This window comes from Ruminococcus sp. AF17-12, assembly GCF_003479245.1.
Lineage (GTDB): Bacteria > Bacillota > Clostridia > Lachnospirales > Lachnospiraceae > Blautia_A > Blautia_A fusiformis.
On sequence record NZ_QUGY01000004.1, the window covers coordinates 181,315 to 206,162 of the forward strand.

Below are 24,848 nucleotides of genomic sequence, written 5' to 3' on the forward strand. Positions count from 1 at the left end.
GATTTGAATAATAAAAAGAGAAAAGGAGGAGTTGCCTTGGCAAGCCGCAGATTAGGTCGAGTGGAAAAAGGTCAGCCGCTGATACTTGGCGCCAACAAAATGGAGGGCGGTTATAATTTTGCAGTGGAGGCATCGGAGGATTCCGAAGTGTCCCTGCTTTTATATAAAAAAAGAGGAGCTGCCGCACCGGTGGAGATCGTTTTTCCAAAGGATTTCCATACAGGACGTGTGTGGGCACTGAAGCTGTGCAGTGCTTCTCTGAAGGAGTTTGAATATAATTATAAAATAGACGGTGAGATCGTGCAGGATCCGTATGCATACGGACTTCACGGGAGAGAGCATTTCGGAGTACCTTACGATCCGGAAAAGGAGGTCCGCTGTCGCTTCCTTAATGAGAATGTTTCCGGCTGGGAAAATGAAACTGCACCGGCAGTAGAATATGAAAATATGATCCTGTACAAGCTTCATGTCCGTGGTTATACGAAGCTTGCCAGAAAGATGGTTTCCCATAAGGGGACTTTTCTTGGCCTGACAGAGATGATCCCTTACTGGAAAGAACTTGGGATCAATGCCATTGAACTGATGCCTGCCTATGAATTCTGTGAGGTTCCGATCAATAAACCGAAGGAAGGCAGTGAACACATCAAGACCCGTCGAAAGGAAAATGTAGTGAATTACTGGGGCTATGCATCCGGCTTCTATTTCAGCCCGAAGAGTGCTTACTGCAGCACCAGAGAACCGGAGCAGGAATTTCGGTATATGATCCGGGAGCTGCACAAGAACGGCATTGCCTGTATCATGGAATTCTATTTTCCAGAGGAAACAGACAGCCTGATGGCTCTTCGAGCTTTGCAGTTCTGGAGAGATTTTTACCATGTAGATGGATTTCATGTGCTGGGAGAGGGCTTTAACCGGGAGATGCTTCTTCGGGATGGGATCCTTTCCGGAGCAAAACTGATCTTCCAGGGCTTTGATTTTGATCATTTTTACAGAGGAAAGTTTCCGGTCAGACGCTGCGGAGCGGAGAGCAATATGAATTTTCTCCAGGATATGCGCCGTTTCCTGAAAAGCGATGAAGGTATGGTGGAGGCTGCAGCGTGGCATATCCGTCATAACAGCGAGAATCATGGAGTGATCAATTACATGGTCTGCCAGGACGGATTTACCATGAATGACCTGGTGAGCTACAATTATAAACATAACGAGGCCAATGGCGAGGGCAATCAGGACGGAAGCAGCTATAATTATTCCTGGAACTGTGGTGTGGAAGGCCCTACCCGTAAGGTTTCCGTCCGTCAGATGAGGGAACGCCAGATCAAAAATGCCTTTCTGATGATGCTGCTGAGTCAGGGTGTTCCCATGATCTATCACGGTGATGAATTCGGCAATTCCCAGAGCGGAAACAATAATGCCTACTGTCAGGATAATGCTACCGGCTGGACAGACTGGAAGGGCCTTTCCAGAAACCAGGGACTGAGGAAATTTGTAAAGGATGCCATTGCTTTTCGTAAGGCCCATCCCGTTCTTCATATGCCGGTGGAACTGAAAGGGGTAGATTATCTGACCAAGGGGTTCCCGGATGTGTCTCTTCACGGGGAACGTGCCTGGTATCTGAGCTATGAGAATACCAGCAGGCTTCTTGGTATGATGTACTACGGAGCCTATGCAAGGGAAAAAGAGGATCTGGAGGCTGCAGAGGATGATTTTATTTACATCGGCTATAATTTCCACTGGGAAAACCGGAGCCTTGCTCTGCCCAATCTCCCGGAAGGCATGTGCTGGAAAAAAATCGCAGATACCTCTCTTCACGGAACAGGATTCTGTCTGGAGGAGGAAGAAGAATATAAAAAATCAATCGAAATAGGCCCCCGCGCCATTGTGGTATTGCTGGGCAGACAGGAGGCGGAGAAAGATGCGATCATGGCACCCGTGGCTGCACTTCAGGACCATCACGAGGCATAAGCTTCTGGTGATGAAATATTGTTTTCGTATCGGGTTATATAAGCAGGGGTTGCTTCATGACCTGTCCAAATATTCCCCGACGGAATTTCTGGTAGGCTGTAAATATTATCAGGGGACAAGAAGTCCCAACAACGCAGAACGTGAGGCAACCGGCGTATCCATGTCCTGGCTGCACCATAAGGGAAGAAACAGACACCATTTTGAACATTGGGTAGACTATTCCCTTGACGGTGAGCATGTGATCATGGGAGCCAGAATGCCCAGAAAATATGTGGCGGAAATGGTCATGGACCGGATCAGTGCATCCAGAAACTATCTGGGAGAGGAATATACCTATCATGAACCATTGCAGTATTTTCTGAAAAGCAAGGAGAAGCTGTGGTTTATCCACCCACAGACAAAGAAAGAGCTGGAGGGACTTCTCCGGATCCTGGATAAATACGGAGAGGATAAGACCCTGTGGTATATCCGCAATGTATATCTATGTGATAACCGCGGAAAAAAAGTGAAAAGCCCCGGGAAAAAGCTTCGAAATCACAGATAGGGGTGTATTTTTGGCAGGTTGTCTGATATAATATTCAGATATCAGGAGGAAGAATGAATGGATACACCAACAATTGCGAAATACTATAGAGAGAAAGATCCCATGGAACGCCTGAAGCTTCTGGAGCAGTCCATTGCAGCAGGAGAAGAACCGGAAGAAAACAGGATCCGCAAGGAACTCTGGGAGATCCGTTACAGCGATAAAGCTGAGACTGGTGATACCAGGGCAGACGGTTATCTCGGTCTCTGGATGACCATGGAGTTTAACCGGAATTCCGCTTCCAGATTCTTTGGTACAAGAAGTGCGAAGAAAGAGATAGGCAAGTATCTTAAGAAGCTGAAATTTCAGGAGTTCCAGGAAAAGGGCGGCCTTTATGAGGAGCTTCTTTACCGGGAATGCTGTCATCTGGTTCTGGTCTACATGGATCTCTGTCAGACAGATAAATCCTATAACACAACGATTTTCGGCCTGATCCACATCAAGGAGGACAGTGCGAAGGCCAAGGTCCAGAGAGACATCAGGGAAACAGCTGTGGAGCTTCCGGCTAATCTTGGAATGGAAGCTGAGCTTGGAATCATCACAAGAGCTGCCAGAGAGATCTACAGGCAGTATTATCCCAACGAAGGAAACATTTAGGAGGCCGGAGCGCTTCCGTTTCAGGCTGTCTGACTACTCAGGCAGCCTTTTGTTGCCATGCATCCGATAAAATATTCTGAGATTTTTTGAACGAAGATCCATGTCGGGTGTGAAGAGAAACATTCAGGAGGTTACTATTTTATGAATCCCAATCATCTGAAAGCATATGAAGTCCTGAAGGAAGAGGAGCTTCAGGATATTCATTCAAAAGGATGGCTTCTGAGACACAAAAAAACAGGAGCCAGAGTGATGCTCATCGAGAATAGTGATGAGAATAAGGTTTTTAACATTGCATTCCGTACACCGCCGAAAAACAGCACAGGTGTTGCTCATATATTGGAACACAGCGTACTGTGCGGCTCCAGGGAATTTCCGCTTAAGGATCCTTTTGTGGAGCTGGTAAAAGGTTCTCTTAATACCTTCCTTAATGCCATGACCTATCCGGATAAGACCTGCTACCCGGTAGCAAGCTGTAATGACCGGGATTTCCAGAATCTGATGCATGTATATCTGGATGCGGTATTCTATCCGAATATTTACAAAAAAGAAGAGATTTTCCGTCAGGAAGGCTGGAACTACCATCTGGAGAAAAAAGAAGGCCCGCTGAAATACAACGGTGTCGTTTACAATGAAATGAAGGGTGCTTTTTCCTCACCGGATGATGTTCTGGAGAGAGAGATCATGAATTCGCTGTTCCCGGATACAACCTATGGCTGTGAGTCCGGCGGAGATCCTGTAAATATTCCGGATCTCAGCTATGAGGAATTTCTGGATTTCCACAGACAGTACTATCATCCGTCCAACAGCTTTATCTATCTCTACGGAAACATGGATATGGAGGAGAAACTGGAATTTCTTGACAGCCATTATCTGTCTGCCTTTGATTCTCTTGTCATTGATTCCGAGATCCGGGATCAGGAAGCCTTTGCTCAGGTAAAGGACATCCAGAAGTCTTATCCGGTATCAGAGGATGAGGGAGAAGAGGATAACACCTATCTTTCCTACAATATGGTTGTGGGTGAAGCGGCAGATATCAACTTGAGTCTTGCTTTCGAGGTTTTGGATTATGCTCTCTTAAGCGCACCGGGTGCACCACTGAAGCAGGCACTTCTGGATGCAAAGATCGGCAAGGATATCTATGGCTCCTTTGAGGATGGAATCAAACAGACCTATTTCTCCATCGTGGCAAAGGGAGCCAACTTAAGCCAGAAAGAGGAATTTGTCAAAGTGATCCGTGACACCCTCACAAAGATCATGGAGGAAGGTATCGACAAGAAGGCAGTAACAGCCGGAATCAACTACTACGAATTCCGTTTCCGTGAGGCAGATTTCTCTTCCTATCCGAAGGGACTGATGTATGGCCTGGATATTTTAAGCAGCTGGCTTTATGACGATACAAAGCCGTTCTGTGAAGTACAGCTTCTTGAGGGATTTGAGTTCCTCAAAAAAGCTCTGGAAGAGGGATATTTTGAGGATCTGATCCGTAAATATCTTCTGGATAATACCCATGGCGCGATCCTTTCCCTGGTACCGGAGAAAGGCCTTGCTGCTAAGAGAGACAAAGAACTGGAAGAAAAACTGGAGAATTACAGAAAGAGCCTTTCTGATGAAGAGCTTACCCGGATGGTAGAGAATACAAAAGCCCTGGAAGCTTATCAGGAATCCGAGGAAGATCCGGAAACACTGACCTGTATCCCGATGCTTTCCAGAGAAGATATCAAAAAAGAGATCACAGGACTGACAAACGAGGAGCACCATGTGGAGGACAGCCTGTTTCTGTATCATGATGTGTGCACCAATGGTATCGGTTATGCAGATCTTCTTTTTGAGATCCATGACTTTGATGTTGACACAGTCCATTATCTGGGCCTTCTGAAATCTGTGCTTGGTGCAGTGGATACAGAGAATTACACATATGGCGAGTTGTTTAATGAAGTGAATGCGAGAACCGGCGGTATTGCCTATGGGATAGAGGTTTTTGATGATGCCCAGGATACCGATGCATTCCGTGCCATGTTTGCCGTAAGAGGAAAAGCGTTATATCCGGAGATGGATTTCATGTTTTCCATGATCCGGGAGGTTCTTACAACTTCGAAGCTGGATGACACCAAACGTCTCTACGAGATCATTGCCAGAGTGAGATCCAGAGCCCAGGCCAGCCTTGCAAGTGCAGGCCATTCCACCGCCGTTCTCCGTGGTGCTTCCTACGCATCTCCGATGGCGGCATTCCAGGATGAGATGGCAGGAATCGGATATTATCAGTTTATCGAAAAACTGGAGAAGGATTTTGACAGCTGCAAGGATGAGATCGTGAAAAATCTCCGTAAGGTGATGGAAGAGGTACTTCGTCCGGAGAATTTCTGTGTAAGCTATACCGGAGAGAGAGAATCTCTGGATGTAGTAAAAGCACAGGCTGCCGGGATCAAAAAAGTTTTGTTTAACGGACAGAAGCCGGAGTCTGTGAAGCAGGCCCCCTGCATAAAGAAAAACGAAGCCTTCAAGACCTCCGGCCAGGTCCAGTATGTGGCACAGAACGGAAACTTCCGCAAAAAAGGCCTGGAGTATACCGGTGCACTGGAGATCCTGAAAGTGATCTTAAGCTACGATTATCTCTGGATCAACCTTCGTGTAAAGGGTGGAGCGTATGGCTGCATGAGCGGCTTTAAGAGAAACGGAGAGAGCTTCCTGGTATCCTACCGTGATCCCCATCTAAAGAGAACCCTGGAAGTATACCAAGGAGTGCCGGATTATATCCGTGCCTTTGAGGCAGACGAGCGTGAGATGACAAAATATATTATCGGAACGATCAGCAACAAGGATGTGCCGAGAACTCCGCAGATGCAGGGAAGTATCTCAAAAACCGCATATTTCTCCAATGTTACAGAGGATATGCTCCAGAAGGAAAGAAATCAGATCCTCGGAGCGCAGAAGGAGGATATCCAGAAACTGGCAGCTCTTGTAGAAGCAGTACTTTCCGATGATCAGATCTGCGTAGTAGGAAGTGAGACTGCAATAGAGAAGGCGGAAGATGTATTCATGGAAGTGAAGCCACTGATCGGCTGATGAGAAACAAAGCCTGCTGTCCGTTAAATGGGATAGCAGGCTGTGAAAGGATTATGAGAGGATAAAGAATGGATAATAATTTTAGATCAGGCTTTGTTGCGATCATCGGAAGACCGAATGTTGGAAAATCCACGCTGATGAACCATCTTATCGGACAGAAGATCGCCATCACATCAAACAAGCCACAGACAACCAGAAACAAGATACAGACTGTGTATACCTGTGATGAGGGACAGATCGTATTTTTGGACACACCGGGTATCCACAAGGCAAAAAACAAGCTTGGAGAATACATGGTACAGGTTGCGGAGAGAACCCTGAAGGAAGTAGATGCCATTATGTGGCTGGTGGAGCCGTCCACATTCGTAGGTGCGGGAGAGCGCCACATTGCCGAGCAGCTGCAGAAGGTTGGAGTTCCAGTGATTCTCATCATCAACAAGATCGATACGGTAAAAAAAGAAGAGCTTCTTCCTGCGATCGATACCTACCGTAAGATCTGCGATTTTGCAGAGGTCATTCCTTGCTCTGCCCTCCGCGGAAAAAACACACAGGATATCATTCCAAGTATTTTCAAATATCTTCCGTACGGACCGATGTTCTATGATGAGGATACAGTTACCGACCAGCCTCAGCGCCAGATCGCCGCAGAGATCATCCGTGAGAAGGCTCTGCATGCACTGGATGAGGAGATCCCTCACGGAATCGCCGTTGCCATCGACCGGATGAAGAAACGTCCGGGAAGAAGCAACATCATAGATATTGATGCGACCATCATCTGCGAGCGTAATTCCCACAAAGGCATCATCATCGGAAAACAGGGTGCCATGTTGAAAAAGATCGGAAGCAATGCCCGCTATGAGCTGGAGCGTATGCTGGAAGCAAAGGTAAACCTAAAGCTCTGGGTCAAGGTGACTAAGAACTGGAGAGACAGTGATTTCCTGATCAAGAACTTTGGATATGATAAGAAAGAAATCTGAAAATGAGTGATCTGATTACCGTACAGGGAGTGGTACTTTCTGCTATGCCGGTAGGGGATTATGACAAGCGGATCGTCCTTCTCACAAGAGAGAGGGGGAAGATCTCCGCTTTTGCCAAGGGAGCGAGACGGCAGAACAGTCCGTTCATGGCAGCAGCTAACCCGTTTGTATTCGGAAGCTTTACTCTTTATGAGGGAAGGACGAGCTATAATCTGAACCAGGTCAGCGTGCAGCATCATTTTGTGGAGCTGGCCACCCGGCAGCCGGGGGTTTACTATGGATATTATTTTCTGGAGCTGGCAGATTATTTTGGCAAAGAGGGAACGGATGAGAAGGAGATGATGAATCTTCTCTATGTGACCATCAAAGCCATTTTGAATCCTCATATAGAAGACCGGCTGGTGCGCTGTATCTATGAACTGCGGACTATGGTAATCCAGGGCGTGATGCCGCAGCTGTTCCAGTGTGCGGGCTGCGGGAGAGAGCTTACGGAGGAAGAAACCGGAGAACTTTTTTTCTCCCAGGACGAGCATGGGATCCTGTGTGCGGACTGCAGTAGGATGGCCATGGACAGGAAACGGATCTCAGCGGCTGCCCTGTATGCCATGCGCTACATAGCCGTGTCCCCCCTGGCAAAGCTGTATACGTTTACAGTACGGGATGATGTGCTGCGGGAACTGGAACGCCACATTTACCGGTATACGGAGCTGAATACAGACAAGCGGTTTAAAAGTCTGGAGATCCTGGAATTGATGAGATAGATCACTGCCGGCTGCGGAATAACCGTAACGATTTATTTTTCAAAAGCAGGACAGGATGCAATGCAAATGGAAATATCCTTGAAAAATCATGAGGATACTAGTATAATAAGACCAAAAATGTAAAAAAGCAGCTTTTTCCGGAGCTTTCCGGACGCATTTGGCGGAACAGCTGCAAGTCAAGAGGAGAGAAATCATGGAAAAGACAATGGAAAAGATCGTAGCTCTTGCAAAAGCCAGAGGATTTGTTTACCCGGGTTCCGAGATCTACGGCGGCCTGGCAAACACATGGGATTATGGAAATCTCGGTGTAGAGCTTAAAAATAATGTAAAACGTGCATGGTGGCAGAAATTCATTCAGGAGTCTCCGTACAATGTAGGTGTTGACTGTGCGATCCTTATGAACCCGCAGACATGGATCGCTTCCGGACATCTTGGCGGATTTTCTGATCCTCTTATGGACTGTAAAGAGTGCCACGAGCGTTTCCGTGCAGATAAACTCATTGAGGACTTTTGTGCAGAGCATGACATTGCCATTGAGGGAAGCGTAGATGCATGGTCCCAGGAGAAGATGATGGACTTCATCAAAGAACACGAGGTAGGATGTCCGAGCTGTGGTAAACACAACTTCACAGATATCCGTCAGTTCAACCTGATGTTCAAGACATTCCAGGGTGTTACCGAAGATGCCAAGAATACTGTATATTTAAGACCGGAGACTGCACAGGGTATTTTCGTAAACTTCAAGAACGTACAGAGAACATCCCGTAAAAAGATTCCGTTTGGTATCGGCCAGATCGGTAAATCCTTCCGTAACGAGATCACACCGGGTAACTTCACATTCCGTACCCGTGAGTTCGAGCAGATGGAGCTTGAGTTCTTCTGCGAGCCGGATACAGATCTTGAGTGGTTTGCATACTGGAAGAAGTTCTGCCTTGACTGGCTGAGTGCTCTCGGACTTAAGGATGATGAGGTTCGTTACCGTGATCATGATAAGGAAGAGCTGAGCTTCTACAGCAAGGCTACCACAGATGTGGAATTCCTTTTCCCATTCGGATGGGGCGAGCTCTGGGGAATCGCTGACAGAACAGATTATGACCTGACACAGCATCAGAATGTATCCGGCCAGGATCTCACATACTTTGATGATGAGAAGAAACAGAAATATATCCCATACGTTATCGAGCCATCACTTGGAGCAGACCGTATGGTACTTGCTTTCCTCTGCAGCGCTTACGATGAGGAAGTTCTGGATGCAGAGAAGAACGATGTCCGTACAGTCCTTCATTTCCATCCGGTACTTGCACCGGTTAAGATCGGTGTGCTTCCGCTTTCCAAGAAGCTTAACGAGGGTGCTGAGAAGATCTACCAGCAGCTTTCCAAGAAGTACAACTGTGAGTACGATGACCGTGGAAATATCGGTAAACGTTACCGCAGACAGGATGAGATCGGTACTCCGTTCTGTATCACTTATGACTTCGAGTCTGAGAATGACGGTGCAGTTACAGTCCGTGACCGTGACACTATGGAGCAGGTACGTGTGAAGATCGATGAGCTTGATGCATACTTTGCTGATAAATTTACATTTTAAGTAAATACATTTTTTAATAAAAAACCTCCGGCTATTTTCTGGCCGGAGGCTTTTTTTCAATAAGTCTGTTTTTCATCCGCCAGTTTCTTGGCGACATTCCGTATACATTTTTGAAAGCCCGGGAAAAATGCAGCTGATTGGGATATCCGACTGCATTTCCGATATCTGCGATAGACAGGGCTGTGATCTTAAGAAGTTCTGCAGCTTTGGTCATGCGATAGCTGATCAGGAATTCCTGGGGAGAACGTCCGATGGTGTCGTGGAAGATCTTACCGAAGTAGCTTCGGTTCAGGCCGCAGCAGGCTGCGATATCCTCAATGGAAATATCATTCTGGAAATTCTGTTCAATAAAAGAGAGCGCCTCCTTGATATAAAAATCACGGATACTTCCATCCTGTTTCATGCGGACAGTTTCAGTAGAGCGCATAAAGTAATCCAGAAAAAGCCAGGTATGTCCGATAAGATGAAAGGGTGATTCCTGGGAATTATGGCTGATATAAAGCATTTCCTCCATCATTTTCTGGCGGAGATCTGCAGAGTGGCTGTGATAGACCGGATGGTCCGGACTTAAACCTGCAGTTTCCACGATCTCTTTTGCCCGGAGCCCGTCAAATTCCACCCAGGTGTACTCCCATGGAAAGTCGGTATCTGCAATGTAGGTGTTGATCTGACCGGGAAAAAGCATGAAACCCTGGCCGCTTTTTACCTGATAGGTGATGGTCTCTCCTGCGGAATTGTCTGCCATCAGAGTTCCGGTACCGGAGATCACATAATGAAAAATATAATGGTTTCGTGCGGCCGGGCCGAATGAATGTGCCGGAGCGCAGTGCTCCCAGCCGTATTGGTATAGTCCGATATCAACAAAGTTTTCATTTGGAAAAACGGAGAAGAGAAGGTCATTCATATTTTTATCCTTTAGGCGTATGATTTTGTCTGGTTTCAGTAACATTATATATTAAAACAGCAGGGAACTTCAACATATGTATAAAAATGCAATTACAAAAACAGCCTGTAAAATATACTAAAAAGAGAAGGATAATCGATAAAACTTTGTGAGAAAATTAAGTTTCTCGAGAAACCTGTTGATTTTCGATAAATTCGGAATATACTAATTTTAGATAAAAGTAGTGATATAGGCGTAAAATATATCAAAATGCTAGATGACTTTAATGAAGACAGAGAAAAATTGCATTTTGGTATAAAACAAGAAAAACACTGCTATTTATGCAAGCATAAAGCTATGTTAAAATAGCTTTCAGAAAAAAGAAACCAGAGAATAAGTATTGGAGAACCCGGATAGCCATATCAGTTAAATGGGTGATATCCGACTTATCAAATAAAAGGAAAAGGAAGGAGCATTACAAGATGCGCAACAGAAGTAAATGGATCCTCTGTATGGGACTTGCCTTTACCATGGCAGCTTCCGTTACATTGAGCGGATGCGGCACAGGTAAAAAGGACAGCGGAAAGACAGAGATCGAACTTGTGCAGTATAAACCGGAAGCGGTTAAGGCATTTGAAAAACTGGAAGAAAAATTCAATGCCACTCATGATGATATCCATCTTACCATCGAATCACCAAACGATGCTATGACTGTATTGAAGACAAGATTTATCCGTGAGGATAATCCGGATATCATTGGAATCGGAGGCGATGTTAACTTTTCCAATTTTATTGATTCTGATATGCTGATGGATATTTCCGATTATCAGGGACTGGATTCGATCAAAGATGCATATAAAGAAATTGATAAAGCGCTGGAATTCGTTCCGGAAGACGGAGTCTATGCGGTTCCTTACGTGGCCAATGCCGCCGGAATCCTTTACAATCGTGAGCTTTTCAAGGAGCATGGCTGGCAGATCCCGACTACATGGGATGAATTTATGAGCCTTTGCCAGGAAATTCAGGATGCAGGTATCCAGCCGCTTTATTTCGGATTTAAAGATACCTGGACCTGTCTTGCACCGTGGAATTCTATTGCGGTAGATCTTGCACCAGCCGATGTATGCCGCCAGGTAAACCAGGGAAAAACTACTTTTGCAAAAGAGTATAAGGAAGTAGCAGACCGTATGCTGGAGCTTATCCAGTATGGACCGGATGATCCCTTTGCCTATGATTACAATGGAGCCTGCACCGCTTTTGCAAAAGGGGAGGCTGCCATGTATCCCATCGGAAGCTATGCGATCCCGCAGATCCAGAGTGTAAATCCGGATATGGATATTGATTCTTTTGTAACACCGGCAAGCAATGATCCGTCAGAAAACAAACTGAATTCCGGAGTTGACCTTCAGTTCTGTGTGATGGATGACTGTGAGAATAAGGAAGCTGCATATGAAGTGCTGGATTTCCTTCTTGAGGATGAGAATATACAGACATATCTGGATGACCAGAAGGCAGTTCCCTGTAAAGAGGGTGATTTCACACTTCCCTCTACGCTGGATGGTATGAAGGAATACATAGAAGAGGGAAGGATGGCCGACTACCAGGATCATTATTATCCTACAGAGATGGCTGTGGATGCACAGATCCAGACCTTCCTGATGAAAAAGGATAAAGATGCATTCCTGAAAAAATTTGATACAGACTGGACAAGATATAACCGTGACATTATCCGTAAAGTACAGGACTATGAGGAGAAGAACGGGGAAGGAGAGAACTGATCATGGGAAAAAAATCTATGAGTGGAAGAAAGCTGACCTTTCTTCTGATCACCATTCCGATCGTGGCATTATTTTTCTGCTTTAACACACTGCCTCTGATCAAGGGTGTGATCTACAGCTTTACAAACTTTAAAGGCTATGGAAGCTATGACTGGGTAGGACTTCGAAACTATAAGGATCTTTTTACAGACAGCCGTGTTGGCGGTTCCTATCTGTTTACCTTTAAGTTGGCCATCGTGGCAACTATCGTAACGAATGTACTCAGCCTGATCCTGGCACTTGGACTGAACAGCAAGATCCGTTTCAAGAGTGCACTGCGTGGAGCTTATTTTATTCCTAATGTACTTGGCGCACTGGTCGTAGGATATATTTTCAATTATTTCTTTACATATATCCTGCCTGCATTCGGAAAGATGGTCGGAAATAAAACATTGTCTTCCAGCATGCTTTCCAGTACGAGCCTGGCATGGGTTGCCATCGTGATCGTGTGTGCATGGCAGTCCATTGCAATGAATACGATCATCTACATTTCCGGTCTTCAGACAGTGCCGGAGGATGTATACGAGGCAGGCGCTATTGATGGTGCTACCGGATTCAGTAAGTTCCGTTACCTGACATTCCCGCTGATCGTTCCGTTTTTCAGCATCAACATGGTTCTCTGTGTGAAAAACTTCCTGATGGTATTTGATCAGATCATGGCTTTGACAAAGGGTGGTCCTGCACAGAGTACAGAATCCATTTCCTATCTGATCTATAACAATGGTATGAGTGGCGGTCAGTTTGGATTCCAGAGTGCCAATGCGGTTATATTCTTTATTGTGATCGTGATCATTTCTGCAATGCAGTTGACTATCACAGGGAAAAAGGAGGAGCAGCTGTAATGAAAACGAAAGTAAGAGAAAAAGCGAACTGGCCGGTAACGATCCTTCTGATCCTTGGCCTTATCACAGTGGTATTTCCGCTTTATATGACAATTGTGATCGCATTCAAGCAGCCGACAGAGATGACCAACAGTGTAGCCGGGATCCTGTCTCTGCCAGAGAAATTCAGTCTTGCCAATTTCAGGGAAGCTATGGAGGTAACAGACTTCTGGCATTCTCTTGGAAACAGTGTATTGATCACTGTGATCACAGTGGTTCTTGCTATTGTAATTCATTCACTTTTAGGTTATGCTATAGCCAGAAACAAGAGAAGTAAATTTTATAAATTTATCTATCTCTATGTAGTGAGCGGTATGTTTGTTCCGTTTGCTATCCTGATGATGCCGCTTGTAAAGCAGACTGCTGAGATGGGCCTTGATAACAAAGTCGGTGTGATCATTCTTTATACGGTATTTTATATGCCTATGAACGTGCTTCTTTATTCCGGATATCTGACAAACATTCCAATGGCCCTTGAGGAGGCTGCCTGTGTGGATGGAGCCAGTACCTGGAAAACATATTGGAAGATCATCTTTCCGATCATGAAGCCGATGCATGCCACAGTGGCAGTTCTGACAGCACTTGGAACCTGGAATGATGTTATGACTCCATTGGTTATCATGTCCGGATCTACGGGTGGAACCACATTGCCTCTGGCACAGCTGAATTTCCAGACTCAGTTCGGAACAAACTATAACCTTGCGTTTGCCTCTTATCTGCTGGCACTGCTTCCGATCCTTCTGTTTTATCTGATCTGCCAGAAGCACATTTTAAATGGTGTTGTAAACGGTGCCGTAAAATAAAAACACAAGAAAAAGGAGGATTCACATATGGGAATCATCTACTGCGAGAAAGACAGAACGTTTACCCTGCAGACAAAAGAAACTACATATCAGATGCAGGTGGATCAGTACGGATTTCTTCTTCATCTCTATTATGGTAAAAAGGCAGAAGGCTGCATGGATTATCTTCTGACCTACTATGACAGAGGATTTTCCGGAAATCCCTATGATGCGGGAACAGACAGAACCTATTCCATGGACTCTCTTCCACAGGAGCTTTCCTGCTACGGAAACGGAGATTTCCGCAGTGCATCACTGATGCTGGAAAACGGTGACGGAAGCATGAGCTGTGATATGCGTTACAAGAACTATACTATCCGTGACGGTAAATACAGCCTTCCGGGGCTTCCGGCGGTTTATGCGGATAATGATGAGGCACAGACTCTGGAGATCGTACTGGAGGATCCGGCTACCGGCGTGGAGGCCATGCTTCTTTACGGTGTACTTCCGGAACTGGATATCATTACAAGAAGCGTCTATATCCGCAATCAGAGCAGTGAGAAGATCTATGTGAACAAGGTGATGTCCGCAGAACTGGATTTTCTTTACGGAGATTATGACCTGCTTACTTTTTACGGAAGACATGCCATGGAGCGGAATCTGCAGAGAGTACCGGTGGCTCATGGAAGTCAGATGATCGGCAGTGTCCGTGGCACATCCAGCCATCAGTATAATCCGATGATGATCCTGGCAGAGAAGGACACAACAGAGGATCATGGAGGCTGCTATGCTATGTCCTTTGTATATAGTGGAAATTTCCAGGGTGAGGTTCTTAAAGATCAGTACAATCAGACAAGAATGCTCCTTGGTGTACAGGAGGAGTGCTTCCGGTATCCGCTGGAAGCCGGGGAGACCTTCTATGCACCTGAGGTGATCTTAAGCTACACAGATCAGGGAATGAACCGTCTTTCCCAGAATCTGCACAGCTGCATCCGTCATCATATCTGCCGTGGTAAATATAAGACAGAGGTCCGTCCAGTGCTGGTAAACAGCTGGGAGGCAGCATATTTTGATTTTACAGGGGAGACTTTATATAATCTGGCAAAAGAGGCAAGGAGCCTTGGTATCGATATGCTGGTTCTGGATGACGGCTGGTTTGGAAAACGTGACGATGACAACAGTGGTCTTGGGGACTGGTATGTCAATGAGAAGAAGCTTGGAGAGACTCTCGGCGGACTGGTAAAAAGAGTCAATGACCTTGGAGTGAAATTCGGTATCTGGATCGAGCCGGAGATGATCTCTGAGGACAGTGATCTTTACCGTGAGCATCCGGACTGGGCACTTACGATTCCGGGAAGAAAACCAGTGAGATCCAGAAATCAGCTGGTACTTGATTTTTCTAGAAAAGAAGTTGTAGACGGAATCTTCGGACAGATCAGTGCGGTATTGGATAATGCCAATATTGAGTACGTTAAATGGGACATGAATCGAAGCCTGATGGATGTATTTTCCGTAATGACCAAGGATCAGGGACGTGTAATGTATGATTATGTCCTGGGATTGTACGATTTTCTGGACCGTATGGTGAACCGTTATCCGGATCTTCTGATCGAGGGCTGCAGCGGCGGCGGCGGAAGATTTGACGCAGGTATGCTGTATTACACACCGCAGATCTGGTGCAGCGACAACTCCGATGCTATTGACAGGCTTCGGATCCAGTATGGAACTTCCTTCGGATATCCGGTATCGGCCATGGGAGCACATGTATCTGCAGTGCCGAACCATCAGACAGGAAGGATCACCCCGTTACATACCAGAGGTGTGGTTGCTATGTCCGGAACCTTCGGCTACGAGCTGGATCTTCTGAAGCTGACTGAGGAAGAAAAAGATGAGGTCCGCAGCCAGATCGGGGAATTCCGTAAATATGCGCCACTGATCCAGAACGGACGGTACTATCGCCTGACAGATCCGTTTAAGAGTGAGGTCTGTGCATGGGAGATCGTTGGAAATTCTCAGGAAGAAGTTCTGCTCAATGTTGTCATGGAGGAGATCCATGGAAATATGACTGTGAATTATGTGCAGCTTCGCGGCCTTGATGAGAGTGCACTTTATAAGGAACAGACTACCGGCAGGATCTATTCCGGAGCTGCTCTGATGCATGGTGGAATGCCGCTTCCTGCAGAGTTTGGGGAGTACAGAGCTTATCAGTATCATTTTGTGAGAGAATAAGAGCGTATTGAGACAGTAAGATAAATAAAAGGATCCGTCATACAGACAGCTGAAAAAGCCGATGTATGGCGGATCTTTTTTATCATAGCTCAGTGTACGGTGATCTGATAGCTCTTGATAAATTCCTCATCCGGTTTCAGCACATTGATATTTGCTTTTTCGGAAAGAGGTTTTTCAAAACCACAGTCATCACAGCGTCCCATCCACGGCTCCAGGCATACGAAGGGAGCACCGGGTACGGACCAGATACCGAAATTCGGGAAGCCCTCACTGGTAAGTGTCAGATATGGAGTTCCGTCCGGGAAGAGGATACCGGCCTTTTGGATCTGGCCGTTATCAAAAACAAGAGCGTCTTTATCAAACATGTGAGGAGCAATGGAACAGGTTCCGTTTTCAAGGGAAAGTGTATGTGGCTCGTCAGCAAGGACTGTTCCTACAGACGTATCGATAAGGAGATAGGTAAGAGTGTCCAGGCCTTCAAAAGCAAGACGGTAATCACTCTGGGATTCGCCTTCACGTACCGGAACACGGAATGCCGGATGGCCGCCGATGGTAAAATACATAGTTTCAGAATCATTATTAACTACTTCCCAGCATACTTCCAGGTCGTGCTTCTTCAGAGTGTAGGTGATCTTCAGAGCGAAAGCAAACGGATAAACATTCAGGGTTTCTTCAGAGGACTTAAGGACAAAGGAAAGGGAAGTATCGGTGATATCCGTGCAGATAAAATCGCTGTCTCTTGCAAAGCCGTGCTGGCTGGAAGGATATTCCTTTCCGTTCAGACGCCAGATATCTTTGTAGTTACGTCCCACGTTGGGAAAAAGTACAGGCGCATGGCGTTTCCAGTAAGCCGGATCTGCCTGCCAGAGGATCTCCCTGTCATTAGTCTTGTCATAGATGCCGGTGAGTTCAGCACCGTGATCGGAAACGGAAATCTTAAGAAAGCTATTTTCAATCGTTCGTGTCATGATAAACCTCCTGTATGACAGCATTCGGGTAATATTACCTCGGAATTGCTGCATGTTTTTTTCTATTTTAGCACATTTTTCAGATGATAACGAGAAAAATACAATCTGTGAAAAATATAACTGGAAAATCTGTCATATTTCACAAGAGAAATTGCTGTTTTTTGGAAGAATAACCTTGACTAATGAAGGATAAATCTATAAAATAATTATGTGCGTAGAAAACATACATTTTTTATGTTTTAAAGAACAATAATTAGGAGGAAAATGTAAAATGGCAAAATGGGTTTACATGTTTACAGAAGGTAATGCTACTATGAGAAATCTTCTGGGCGGCAAAGGTGCCAACCTTGCTGAGATGACAAACCTCGGTCTTCCTGTACCGCAGGGCTTCACAATCACAACAGAGGCCTGCACACAGTACTACGAGGATGGCAGATCCATCAACGATGAGATCATGGCTCAGATCATGGAAGCAATTACCAAGATGGAAGGAGTTACCGGTAAGAAATTCGGTGACAAAGAAAATCCTCTGCTTGTATCCGTTCGTTCTGGTGCGAGAGCATCTATGCCAGGTATGATGGACACAATCCTCAACCTTGGTTTAAATGAAGAAGTTGTTAACACTCTTGCTGAGAAATCCGGCAATGAGCGTTGGGCTTGGGACTGCTACAGAAGATTCATCCAGATGTATTCTGACGTAGTTATGGAAGTTGGTAAGAAATACTTCGAGGAGCTCATCGATGAGATGAAAGCTAAGAGAGGTGTTAAGCAGGACGTTGAGCTTACAGCTGCTGACCTGCATGAGCTTGCTGACCAGTTCAAAGCTGAGTATAAATCCAAAATCGGTTCTGATTTCCCAACTGATCCGAAGGAGCAGCTGGTAGGTGCGATCAAAGCCGTATTCCGTTCCTGGGACAACCCACGTGCGAACGTATATCGTCGTGACAACGATATCCCATATTCCTGGGGTACAGCTGTTAACGTACAGATGATGGCATTCGGTAACATGGGTGACGACTGTGGTACAGGTGTTGCCTTCACACGTGACCCTGCTACAGGTGCTAACGGTCTGTTCGGTGAGTTCCTTACCAATGCACAGGGTGAGGACGTAGTTGCAGGTGTTCGTACACCTATGCACATCTCCGAGATGGAGCAGAAGTTCCCGGAAGCATTCGTACAGTTCAAACAGGTTTGCGAGACTCTTGAGAAACATTACAGAGACATGCAGGATATGGAGTTTACTGTAGAGCATGGTAAACTGTATATGCTTCAGACACGTAATGGTAAGAGAACTGCACAGGCTGCCCTTAAGATCGCTTGTGACCTCGTTGATGAGGGAATGAGAACTGAGGAAGAGGCTGTTGCAATGATCGATCCTCGTAACCTTGATACACTTCTTCATCCGCAGTTCGATGCAGCTGCTCTTAAAGCTGCTACACCGATGGGTAAAGGTCTTGGTGCTTCTCCAGGAGCTGCTTGCGGTAAGATCGTATTCTCTGCAGAGGACGCTGTTGAGTGGGCTGCAAGAGGAGAGAAAGTTGTTCTTGTTCGTCTTGAGACATCCCCAGAGGATATCACAGGTATGAAAGCTGCTCAGGGTATCCTGACAGTTCGTGGTGGTATGACATCTCACGCAGCCGTAGTTGCTCGTGGTATGGGATCCTGCTGTGTATCCGGATGTGGCGACATCGCTATGGATGAGGAGAACAAGAAATTTACACTTGCTGGTAAAGAGTTCCATGAGGGAGATGCAATCTCCATCGATGGTACAACAGGTAACATCTATGACGGACTTATCCCGACTGTAGATGCTAAGATCGCTGGTGAGTTCGGACGTATCATGGGATGGGCTGACAAGTACAGAACAATGAAAGTTCGTACAAACGCTGATACTCCTGCTGATGCTAAGAAAGCTCGTGAGCTTGGTGCAGAGGGAATCGGTCTTTGCCGTACAGAGCATATGTTCTTTGAGGGCAACAGAATTGATGCATTCCGTGAGATGATCTGCTCTGAGACAGTAGAGGAGAGAGAAGCAGCACTTGCTAAGATCCTTCCGGAGCAGCAGGGAGACTTCGAGAAACTCTATGAGGCACTTGAAGGAAATCCTGTAACAATCCGTTTCCTTGATCCGCCACTTCATGAGTTCGTTCCTACAGAGGAAGAGGACATCAAGAAACTGGCTGACGCTCAGGGCAAGACTGTTGAGCAGATCAAGACAATCATCGCTTCCCTTCACGAGTTCAACCCGATGATGGGACATCGTGGATGCCGTCTTGCTGTTACTTACCCAGAGATCGCTAAGATGCAGACAAGCGCTGTTATCCGTGCAGCTATCAACGTTAAGAAGAATCATCCGGATTGGAACATCAAACCGGAGATCATGATTCCGCTTGTTGGTGACATCAAAGAGCTTAAATATGTTAAGAAATTCGTTGTAGAGACAGCAGATGCTGAGATCAAAGCAGCTGGTTCTGACCTTGAGTACGAGGTTGGTACTATGATCGAGATCCCGAGAGCAGCTCTTACAGCTGATGATATCGCTAAAGAGGCTGACTTCTTCTGCTTCGGTACAAACGACCTTACACAGATGACATACGGATTCTCCCGTGATGATGCTGGTAAGTTCCTTAACGCATACTATGATGCTAAGATCTTCGAGAACGATCCATTCGCTAAACTTGATCAGGTTGGCGTTGGTAAACTTATGAAGATGGCAATCCAGCTTGGAAAACCGGTTAACCCGAAACTTCACGTAGGTATCTGCGGTGAGCACGGCGGAGATCCGTCTTCCGTAGAGTTCTGCAACGAGATCGGACTTGACTATGTATCCTGCTCACCGTTCCGTGTACCGATCGCTCGTCTTGCAGCAGCACAGGCAGCAATCGCTAAGAAGAACGCCTAAGCAGAACTTCATATTGCTTCAAGGCTGAAACTTCAGCCTGATCAAGCATAGAAAGCTTCTGGCAGTCTGTAGAAATACAGATTGTCAGGAGCTTTTTTTATACAGGGGAAAGAACCATGAAAAAGAAAATTTTTATTATCACAGGAATGATTCTGTGTATCCTGGCAGGAATAGTTATCGTGCCTTCCGTGATCAGAACCAGACAGGCAGTAAAAGAATTTGAAAAAGATTTTCATGCATCCGCCAATTCCGGGGCAGATTCTGCGGGGATAGATTCTGAAGATGAGCCAGCTGCGGAGAACGAAGAAGCTTCAGAGGAAGAAGAGAAGAAAGCGTTTGAGCTGGATACGTATTTGGATCACAGAGATATGACTCACCGGTTGTATATTTACGACATGGATTATATTGAAAAGGCTATTTCCTTTGAGAAAAAAAGCCTTCAGGATTTTGAGGAGGTGATCAGGCAGAATCCGAAAATCCCGGATAAATTCAAACCACTTATGGAAGAATACTGCAAATGTGTGTTTGAAAAATATCCGGATGTGGAACTTCGTCCTTTTTATCAGAATCTTCAGAGCCTGGAAGTTGTGGAATGTACAGAGGATGAACTGTTAAAAGTCAGCTGGGATGTTTATTCCTGCGGATGTTACGTGAAATCAGAGAATAAGATTTATGTGCTGAAAGATAAAGAATACGAAGAAGGAACCTGGGATTATCAGGTGATCTTCCATGAACTGAGCCATTGTCTGCGGGACAGCCATTATACAGATGAAGACGGAAACAAAGTATACATTCAATTTGCCGGACTGAATTATTATGATGTTCCCAATGCGGAGGCAATCAATTCCCTGTTTGCGGTCAGCCTTTTTGATTATGAGGAAAACGATATTGCCTATCAGATGCAGAGCAATGCCCATAAAATAATGATCGAATGTATGGACAATTATTCTCTGGATGATTATGTGAATCACAGTCTTGGATATTACGCAAAACAGCTGGATGAATATAATCAGGATGACAACTATGCAACAACGATCCTGACGCTGATGGATGAGCAGTACTACGATGAAAAGACATCGGAGAACCCGGAAAAATATTACCCGATCTATGATTATATTTCCAACATGTATCTGGGAAAACATCTGAACGCAGGGATGAGCCTGGAAGAAGCCAGAGGGATTATGGATGAGATGCTGGAAAAACTCCTCTTTGACGTCCCGGAGGAATATCATATAGATAGAGATCATTTTTATGAGTATCTGAAGAAGTATTATACAGAGAGATTTTCTGCCGCATAGCTGGAAGTTTTCCGTTTGCGATGATTCCGACAGTTTACGAAAAAAGGGATTCATGGTATCATGAAAGAAACAGGGCAGAGAATGCCAGAGGATAAGGAGAATTTTATGAACCAGGAATCACAGACACCGCATAAGAGGCGGGTACGATATAAAGGAAAATATCCGAAGAAATTCGAAGAGAAATATAAAGAGCTTCAGCCTGAGAAATATAAAGATACCATTGAACATGTGATCAGCAAGGGGAATACACCGGCTGGAATGCATATTTCCATTATGGTGAAAGAGATCATTGATTTTCTGGAGATCAAGCCGGGGCAGGTTGGATTTGATGCCACACTTGGATACGGTGGACATACCAGAGCTATGCTGGAATGTCTGAAAGGCCAGGGCCATATGTATGCCACAGATGTGGACCCGGAAGAGTCTGCCAAGACCAGAAAACGTCTGGCAGAGCAGGGCTTCGGGGAAGATATCCTGACAATTAAACTCCAGAATTTCTGCACCATTGATGAGATTGCGAAAGAAGTAGGCGGATTTGATTTTATCCTGGCAGATCTCGGAGTATCTTCCATGCAGATCGACAATCCAAAGAGAGGTTTTTCCTTTAAAGTGGACGGACCTCTGGATTTAAGACTGAATCAGGAATCCGGGATCAGTGCGGCGGAACGTTTGGATACCATTTCCAGAGAAGAACTTGCCGGAATGCTGGATGAAAATTCCGATGAGCCGTACTGTGAGGAGATCGCCAAAGCCATCACCGATGAGATCCGTAAGGGCAACCGCATAGATACCACTACGAAACTTCGGGAAGTGATCGAGAAGACTCTGGATTTTCTTCCGGAAAAAGAGAAAAAAGACATGGTCAAAAAAACATGCCAGAGAGTTTTTCAGGCGCTGCGTATTGATGTAAACCGGGAATTCGAGGTTCTCTATGATTTTATGGAAAAACTCCCCGGAGCTCTGAAACCAGGCGGACGTGTGGCAATCCTTACCTTCCATTCCGGAGAAGACAAACTGGTAAAGAAAGCACTGAAACAGGGATACAAAGAAGGAATTTATTCTGATTATTCCAAAGATGTGATCCGACCGTCTGCTCAGGAATGCGCTCAGAATGGACGTGCCAGATCAACGAAGATGCGCTGGGCGATAAAAGCATAAATGATGATCTCCATAAGCCATGGCAAAAAATAAGCCATGGCTTATTTTTTGAAAAAATTACAAATTTCTGTTCTGTATTTTGGAATAATTCCATACAAATTAAAAAATCACTGTGCTATCATGTTAAACAATTACAGTGACCTGGAAAAGTTAAAGATCAGATAAATATTTTTCGGGACACCACGAATTGGAAAGGAAAAAACATGGATATCACACTTGAAACAGCAGCAGATAAGCTGATAAAAGAAATTTTTGGCGTGAAGCCTGAAGAAACTGTGATCATCACAGCAGATGATGATTCGGATGCATCGGTTGTAGAAGCAGTAAAAAACAGTGCAAAAAATGCAGGAGCACATGCAATGGTAATTTCAGTTCCCACACCAGGGGGAGTAGGAAAAGCAGCAGATCCGGATCTTCCGGTCGATGCGTTAAGTGCAGCACTTCTCTGTGCAGATGTATGGATCGAATTTAATCATCAGTGGCTTCTTTATTCCACACCATTTGAGCGTGCAGAAGCAGAGAACAAAAAAATGCGTTACATGTGTCTGGTAGATTTTAACCCTGACCTCATGATCCGTACCATCGGCAATGTGGAGACAGAGCAGCTCAAAAAATTTATGCTTGCGATCACTGAAAAAACAAAAAATGCAAAGAACATGCGTGTCACAACTCCGGCTGGATGTGATATATCATTTGAAATCGATCCTGGCCATTATACAGCATGTGACTGCGGAAACGCAACAGTACCAGGAATCCATATGCTTACAGGACAGATCAATGTTGTGCCGCGATTTGGAAGCATCAATGGCGTGATCGTTTTTGACGGATCTGTAACCCCACCTTTTGGAACCACACCGGATGCGCCGATCCGTCTTACAATTGAAAACAGTAAAATCGTAAAAATTGAAGGAGGCCGTGATGCAGCCATTTTTGAAGAGCATTTGAAAAGCTTTGAAGATGAGGGAATGTTCAAGCTTGCACATATTGCGTATGGGTTTAATCCAGGAGCGGTTCTTACCGGCAATATTGTGGAGGATGAGCGTGTATGGGGATCCACAGAGTGGGGAATTGGTTATGTCAGCCCATTTGACGCTCCGCCGCACGGACAGGATGCAAAATCCCACTGTGATGGCATTTGCCTGAATTCTTCTGTATGGCTTGATGGTGTACAGATCATGGATGAAGGGAGAATAACAGATCCATATCTGAAAGAGCTGGCTGCATTCAGAGAATAAATAATATGAACATATCTTTATTGCAGGTTTTAAATGCACCTTTGTTTGAGAATGTAAAAATTTTGTCAGGACGGGCCGGACTTGGCCGGATCGTAAAGCGGGCATCTGTTTTTGATGCGCCATTTAAAGAGGATGTGCTGGAGAAAGATATTCTGGCACCTGGAGATTTTTTTATCACATCTCTTTTGCAGTTTCAGCCGAAATCAGAAGAACTGATGCAGGTTCTGGCGCTTCTTGTAAAAGGAAACTGCAGTGGGCTCTGTGTGATGATGGAGGAGAGAGCAGAGCTTTTTTCGAAAGAAATGCTTGCTTTCTGTGAAGAGAAGCAGTTTCCTGTGATCTGTATGAGGGAAGATATTTCTTATGCAGAGGTCCTTGGAGTTATTAATCAATGTATCCTGGAAGAACAGACAAATGTGCTTAATCAGCTGAAACTGGATAAGATCCTAGCATCGAGGACTCTGCCCCAGGAGCGAATGAAGATCCTTTTTAGCATTAATCCGGGGATCAGGGAGTACGTACAGGCTGTTTATATCCGGGATGAACGGCGGAAGATCACACAAAGAAAAAAAACAGGAGAAGTCTGTTCATCTTTTGATATATTTATTCCGGCGGATAACTATGATATCTGTATTTTGAGTGCAGATTCCAGGAAGGAACTGGAACAGCATAAAAATGTAGTGTGTGAACAGCTTTTGAGAAGCTATCATAACCGCAGACTTGGAATTGGCAGACCTTATGCCAGATACAGAGTAGAACGAACACTTCTTGAAGCAGGAGACGCCCTGGACATGGCACAGGCATCGGACCGGAGGCAGCAGGTCTATGATCCATTGTCTCCGCAGCAGCTTCTTTTGCCTATCAGGGGAAGTCGGGAAATGCAGGAATTTTATGACGAATTTTGTCGAGAGATTGCGGCGAAAACAACGGAAGAAGGCATGGAGGACATGCTTCTTACAACAAGGGCGTATGTACAGTGCAATGGAGATTTTAAAAAAACTGCCAAAAAACTGAAACAGCACGAGAATACGATCCGTTATCGTATTAACCGTCTGAGAAATTATCTTGATGTGGAAGAACAGCCGTTGCTTTTTCATGAGATCATTTCTCTGGCTGTGCGGATCGAATCTATGCTGGAGATAAAAAAGAATAAAGAGGTATGAG

The 24,848-nt window shown here is 45.3% G+C and carries 18 protein-coding genes; 16 read left to right on the forward strand and 2 right to left on the reverse strand.

Annotated features, from left to right (window positions below):
- Positions 1-36 precede the first annotated feature (36 nt).
- The 7 genes from DWW77_RS05980 to DWW77_RS06010 all read left to right on the forward strand — a co-directional run bounded on the left by DWW77_RS05980 (position 37) and on the right by DWW77_RS06010 (position 9,531).
- Entirely contained in the window at positions 37-1,962 is a 1,926-nt protein-coding gene (locus tag DWW77_RS05980) for a Type II secretory pathway, pullulanase PulA and related glycosidase (protein WP_286187991.1), read from the forward strand.
- Positions 1,913-2,506 carry a DUF5662 family protein gene (locus DWW77_RS05985; RefSeq protein ID WP_021977109.1) on the forward strand — a complete coding sequence of 198 codons (594 nt, stop codon included), beginning with the start codon at positions 1,913-1,915 and terminating at the stop codon, positions 2,504-2,506. Before DWW77_RS05980 ends, DWW77_RS05985 begins: the two co-directional genes overlap by 50 nt.
- A gap of 57 nt (positions 2,507-2,563) precedes the next feature.
- Positions 2,564-3,142, forward strand: a complete 579-nt coding sequence (locus DWW77_RS05990; RefSeq protein ID WP_110102003.1) for a DUF6553 family protein — start codon at positions 2,564-2,566, stop codon at positions 3,140-3,142.
- Positions 3,143-3,283: 141 nt separating this feature from the next.
- Complete coding sequence (locus DWW77_RS05995; RefSeq protein WP_118608267.1) at positions 3,284-6,205, forward strand: insulinase family protein; 2,922 nt, start codon at positions 3,284-3,286, stop codon at positions 6,203-6,205.
- A gap of 68 nt (positions 6,206-6,273) precedes the next feature.
- A complete protein-coding gene (gene era, locus DWW77_RS06000; protein ID WP_118608268.1) occupies positions 6,274-7,182 on the forward strand; it encodes a GTPase Era in 909 nt (302 codons plus the stop codon).
- A 2-nt stretch (positions 7,183-7,184) separates the two neighbouring features.
- Positions 7,185-7,943 carry a DNA repair protein RecO gene (recO, locus tag DWW77_RS06005; protein WP_015525810.1) on the forward strand — a complete coding sequence of 253 codons (759 nt, stop codon included), beginning with the start codon at positions 7,185-7,187 and terminating at the stop codon, positions 7,941-7,943.
- A 193-nt stretch (positions 7,944-8,136) separates the two neighbouring features.
- Positions 8,137-9,531 (forward strand): glycine--tRNA ligase, encoded by a 1,395-nt coding sequence (locus DWW77_RS06010; protein ID WP_015525811.1) that lies wholly within the window; start codon positions 8,137-8,139, stop codon positions 9,529-9,531.
- A 31-nt stretch (positions 9,532-9,562) separates the two neighbouring features.
- Here the strand turns inward: DWW77_RS06010 and DWW77_RS06015 are convergent, their stop codons facing one another.
- Positions 9,563-10,435, reverse strand: coding sequence for an AraC family transcriptional regulator (locus tag DWW77_RS06015; protein WP_022426301.1), 873 nt, complete (start codon positions 10,433-10,435; stop codon positions 9,563-9,565).
- Positions 10,436-10,896: 461 nt separating this feature from the next.
- Here DWW77_RS06015 and DWW77_RS06020 point away from each other — a divergent pair, with 461 nt between their 5' ends.
- The 4 genes from DWW77_RS06020 to DWW77_RS06035 are packed head-to-tail and all read left to right on the forward strand — an operon-like array spanning position 10,897 to position 16,123.
- The gene (locus tag DWW77_RS06020) at positions 10,897-12,192 is read left to right on the forward strand and encodes an ABC transporter substrate-binding protein (RefSeq protein ID WP_118608269.1); all 1,296 of its coding nucleotides are present in this window, start codon (positions 10,897-10,899) and stop codon (positions 12,190-12,192) included.
- A 17-nt stretch (positions 12,193-12,209) separates the two neighbouring features.
- Positions 12,210-13,073 (forward strand): carbohydrate ABC transporter permease, encoded by an 864-nt coding sequence (locus DWW77_RS06025; RefSeq protein WP_502696223.1) that lies wholly within the window; start codon positions 12,210-12,212, stop codon positions 13,071-13,073.
- Positions 13,073-13,915, forward strand: a complete 843-nt coding sequence (locus DWW77_RS06030) for a carbohydrate ABC transporter permease (RefSeq protein WP_015525816.1) — start codon at positions 13,073-13,075, stop codon at positions 13,913-13,915. Before DWW77_RS06025 ends, DWW77_RS06030 begins: the two co-directional genes overlap by 1 nt.
- 27 nt (positions 13,916-13,942) lie before the next feature.
- Positions 13,943-16,123: an alpha-galactosidase gene (locus tag DWW77_RS06035; RefSeq protein WP_110101999.1), complete on the forward strand. Its 2,181-nt coding sequence runs from the start codon at positions 13,943-13,945 to the stop codon at positions 16,121-16,123.
- Positions 16,124-16,212: 89 nt separating this feature from the next.
- Here the strand turns inward: DWW77_RS06035 and DWW77_RS06040 are convergent, their stop codons facing one another.
- Positions 16,213-17,091 (reverse strand): aldose 1-epimerase family protein, encoded by an 879-nt coding sequence (locus DWW77_RS06040; RefSeq protein ID WP_015525818.1) that lies wholly within the window; start codon positions 17,089-17,091, stop codon positions 16,213-16,215.
- A 271-nt stretch (positions 17,092-17,362) separates the two neighbouring features.
- Here DWW77_RS06040 and ppdK point away from each other — a divergent pair, with 271 nt between their 5' ends.
- The 5 genes from ppdK (at position 17,363) to DWW77_RS06065 (ending at position 24,847) form a co-directional block, all read left to right on the forward strand.
- Positions 17,363-19,993, forward strand: a complete 2,631-nt coding sequence (gene ppdK / locus DWW77_RS06045; RefSeq protein ID WP_059085207.1) for a pyruvate, phosphate dikinase — start codon at positions 17,363-17,365, stop codon at positions 19,991-19,993.
- Positions 19,994-20,109: 116 nt separating this feature from the next.
- On the forward strand, positions 20,110-21,291 hold the full coding sequence (locus tag DWW77_RS06050; RefSeq protein ID WP_118608270.1) for a hypothetical protein: 1,182 nt from the start codon (positions 20,110-20,112) through the stop codon (positions 21,289-21,291).
- A gap of 105 nt (positions 21,292-21,396) precedes the next feature.
- Positions 21,397-22,449 (forward strand): 16S rRNA (cytosine(1402)-N(4))-methyltransferase RsmH, encoded by a 1,053-nt coding sequence (rsmH, locus tag DWW77_RS06055; RefSeq protein WP_118071171.1) that lies wholly within the window; start codon positions 21,397-21,399, stop codon positions 22,447-22,449.
- A 203-nt stretch (positions 22,450-22,652) separates the two neighbouring features.
- On the forward strand, positions 22,653-23,684 hold the full coding sequence (locus tag DWW77_RS06060) for a 2,5-dihydroxypyridine 5,6-dioxygenase NicX family protein (RefSeq protein WP_118608271.1): 1,032 nt from the start codon (positions 22,653-22,655) through the stop codon (positions 23,682-23,684).
- A 5-nt stretch (positions 23,685-23,689) separates the two neighbouring features.
- On the forward strand, positions 23,690-24,847 hold the full coding sequence (locus DWW77_RS06065; protein WP_021977542.1) for a PucR family transcriptional regulator: 1,158 nt from the start codon (positions 23,690-23,692) through the stop codon (positions 24,845-24,847).
- Position 24,848: the final 1 nt, after the last annotated feature.

Coding starts and splice junctions, on each gene's coding strand:
- DWW77_RS05985 (WP_021977109.1), top strand. CDS start 1,913: ATGCGATCATGGCACCCGTGGCTGCACTTCAGGACCATCACGAGGCAT.
- DWW77_RS05990 (WP_110102003.1), top strand. CDS start 2,564: ATGGATACACCAACAATTGCGAAATACTATAGAGAGAAAGATCCCATG.
- DWW77_RS05995 (WP_118608267.1), top strand. CDS start 3,284: ATGAATCCCAATCATCTGAAAGCATATGAAGTCCTGAAGGAAGAGGAG.
- era (WP_118608268.1), top strand. CDS start 6,274: ATGGATAATAATTTTAGATCAGGCTTTGTTGCGATCATCGGAAGACCG.
- recO (WP_015525810.1), top strand. CDS start 7,185: ATGAGTGATCTGATTACCGTACAGGGAGTGGTACTTTCTGCTATGCCG.
- DWW77_RS06010 (WP_015525811.1), top strand. CDS start 8,137: ATGGAAAAGACAATGGAAAAGATCGTAGCTCTTGCAAAAGCCAGAGGA.
- DWW77_RS06015 (WP_022426301.1), bottom strand. CDS start 10,435: ATGAATGACCTTCTCTTCTCCGTTTTTCCAAATGAAAACTTTGTTGAT.
- DWW77_RS06020 (WP_118608269.1), top strand. CDS start 10,897: ATGCGCAACAGAAGTAAATGGATCCTCTGTATGGGACTTGCCTTTACC.
- DWW77_RS06025 (WP_502696223.1), top strand. CDS start 12,210: ATGAGTGGAAGAAAGCTGACCTTTCTTCTGATCACCATTCCGATCGTG.
- DWW77_RS06030 (WP_015525816.1), top strand. CDS start 13,073: ATGAAAACGAAAGTAAGAGAAAAAGCGAACTGGCCGGTAACGATCCTT.
- DWW77_RS06035 (WP_110101999.1), top strand. CDS start 13,943: ATGGGAATCATCTACTGCGAGAAAGACAGAACGTTTACCCTGCAGACA.
- DWW77_RS06040 (WP_015525818.1), bottom strand. CDS start 17,091: ATGACACGAACGATTGAAAATAGCTTTCTTAAGATTTCCGTTTCCGAT.
- ppdK (WP_059085207.1), top strand. CDS start 17,363: ATGGCAAAATGGGTTTACATGTTTACAGAAGGTAATGCTACTATGAGA.
- DWW77_RS06050 (WP_118608270.1), top strand. CDS start 20,110: ATGAAAAAGAAAATTTTTATTATCACAGGAATGATTCTGTGTATCCTG.
- rsmH (WP_118071171.1), top strand. CDS start 21,397: ATGAACCAGGAATCACAGACACCGCATAAGAGGCGGGTACGATATAAA.
- DWW77_RS06060 (WP_118608271.1), top strand. CDS start 22,653: ATGGATATCACACTTGAAACAGCAGCAGATAAGCTGATAAAAGAAATT.
- DWW77_RS06065 (WP_021977542.1), top strand. CDS start 23,690: ATGAACATATCTTTATTGCAGGTTTTAAATGCACCTTTGTTTGAGAAT.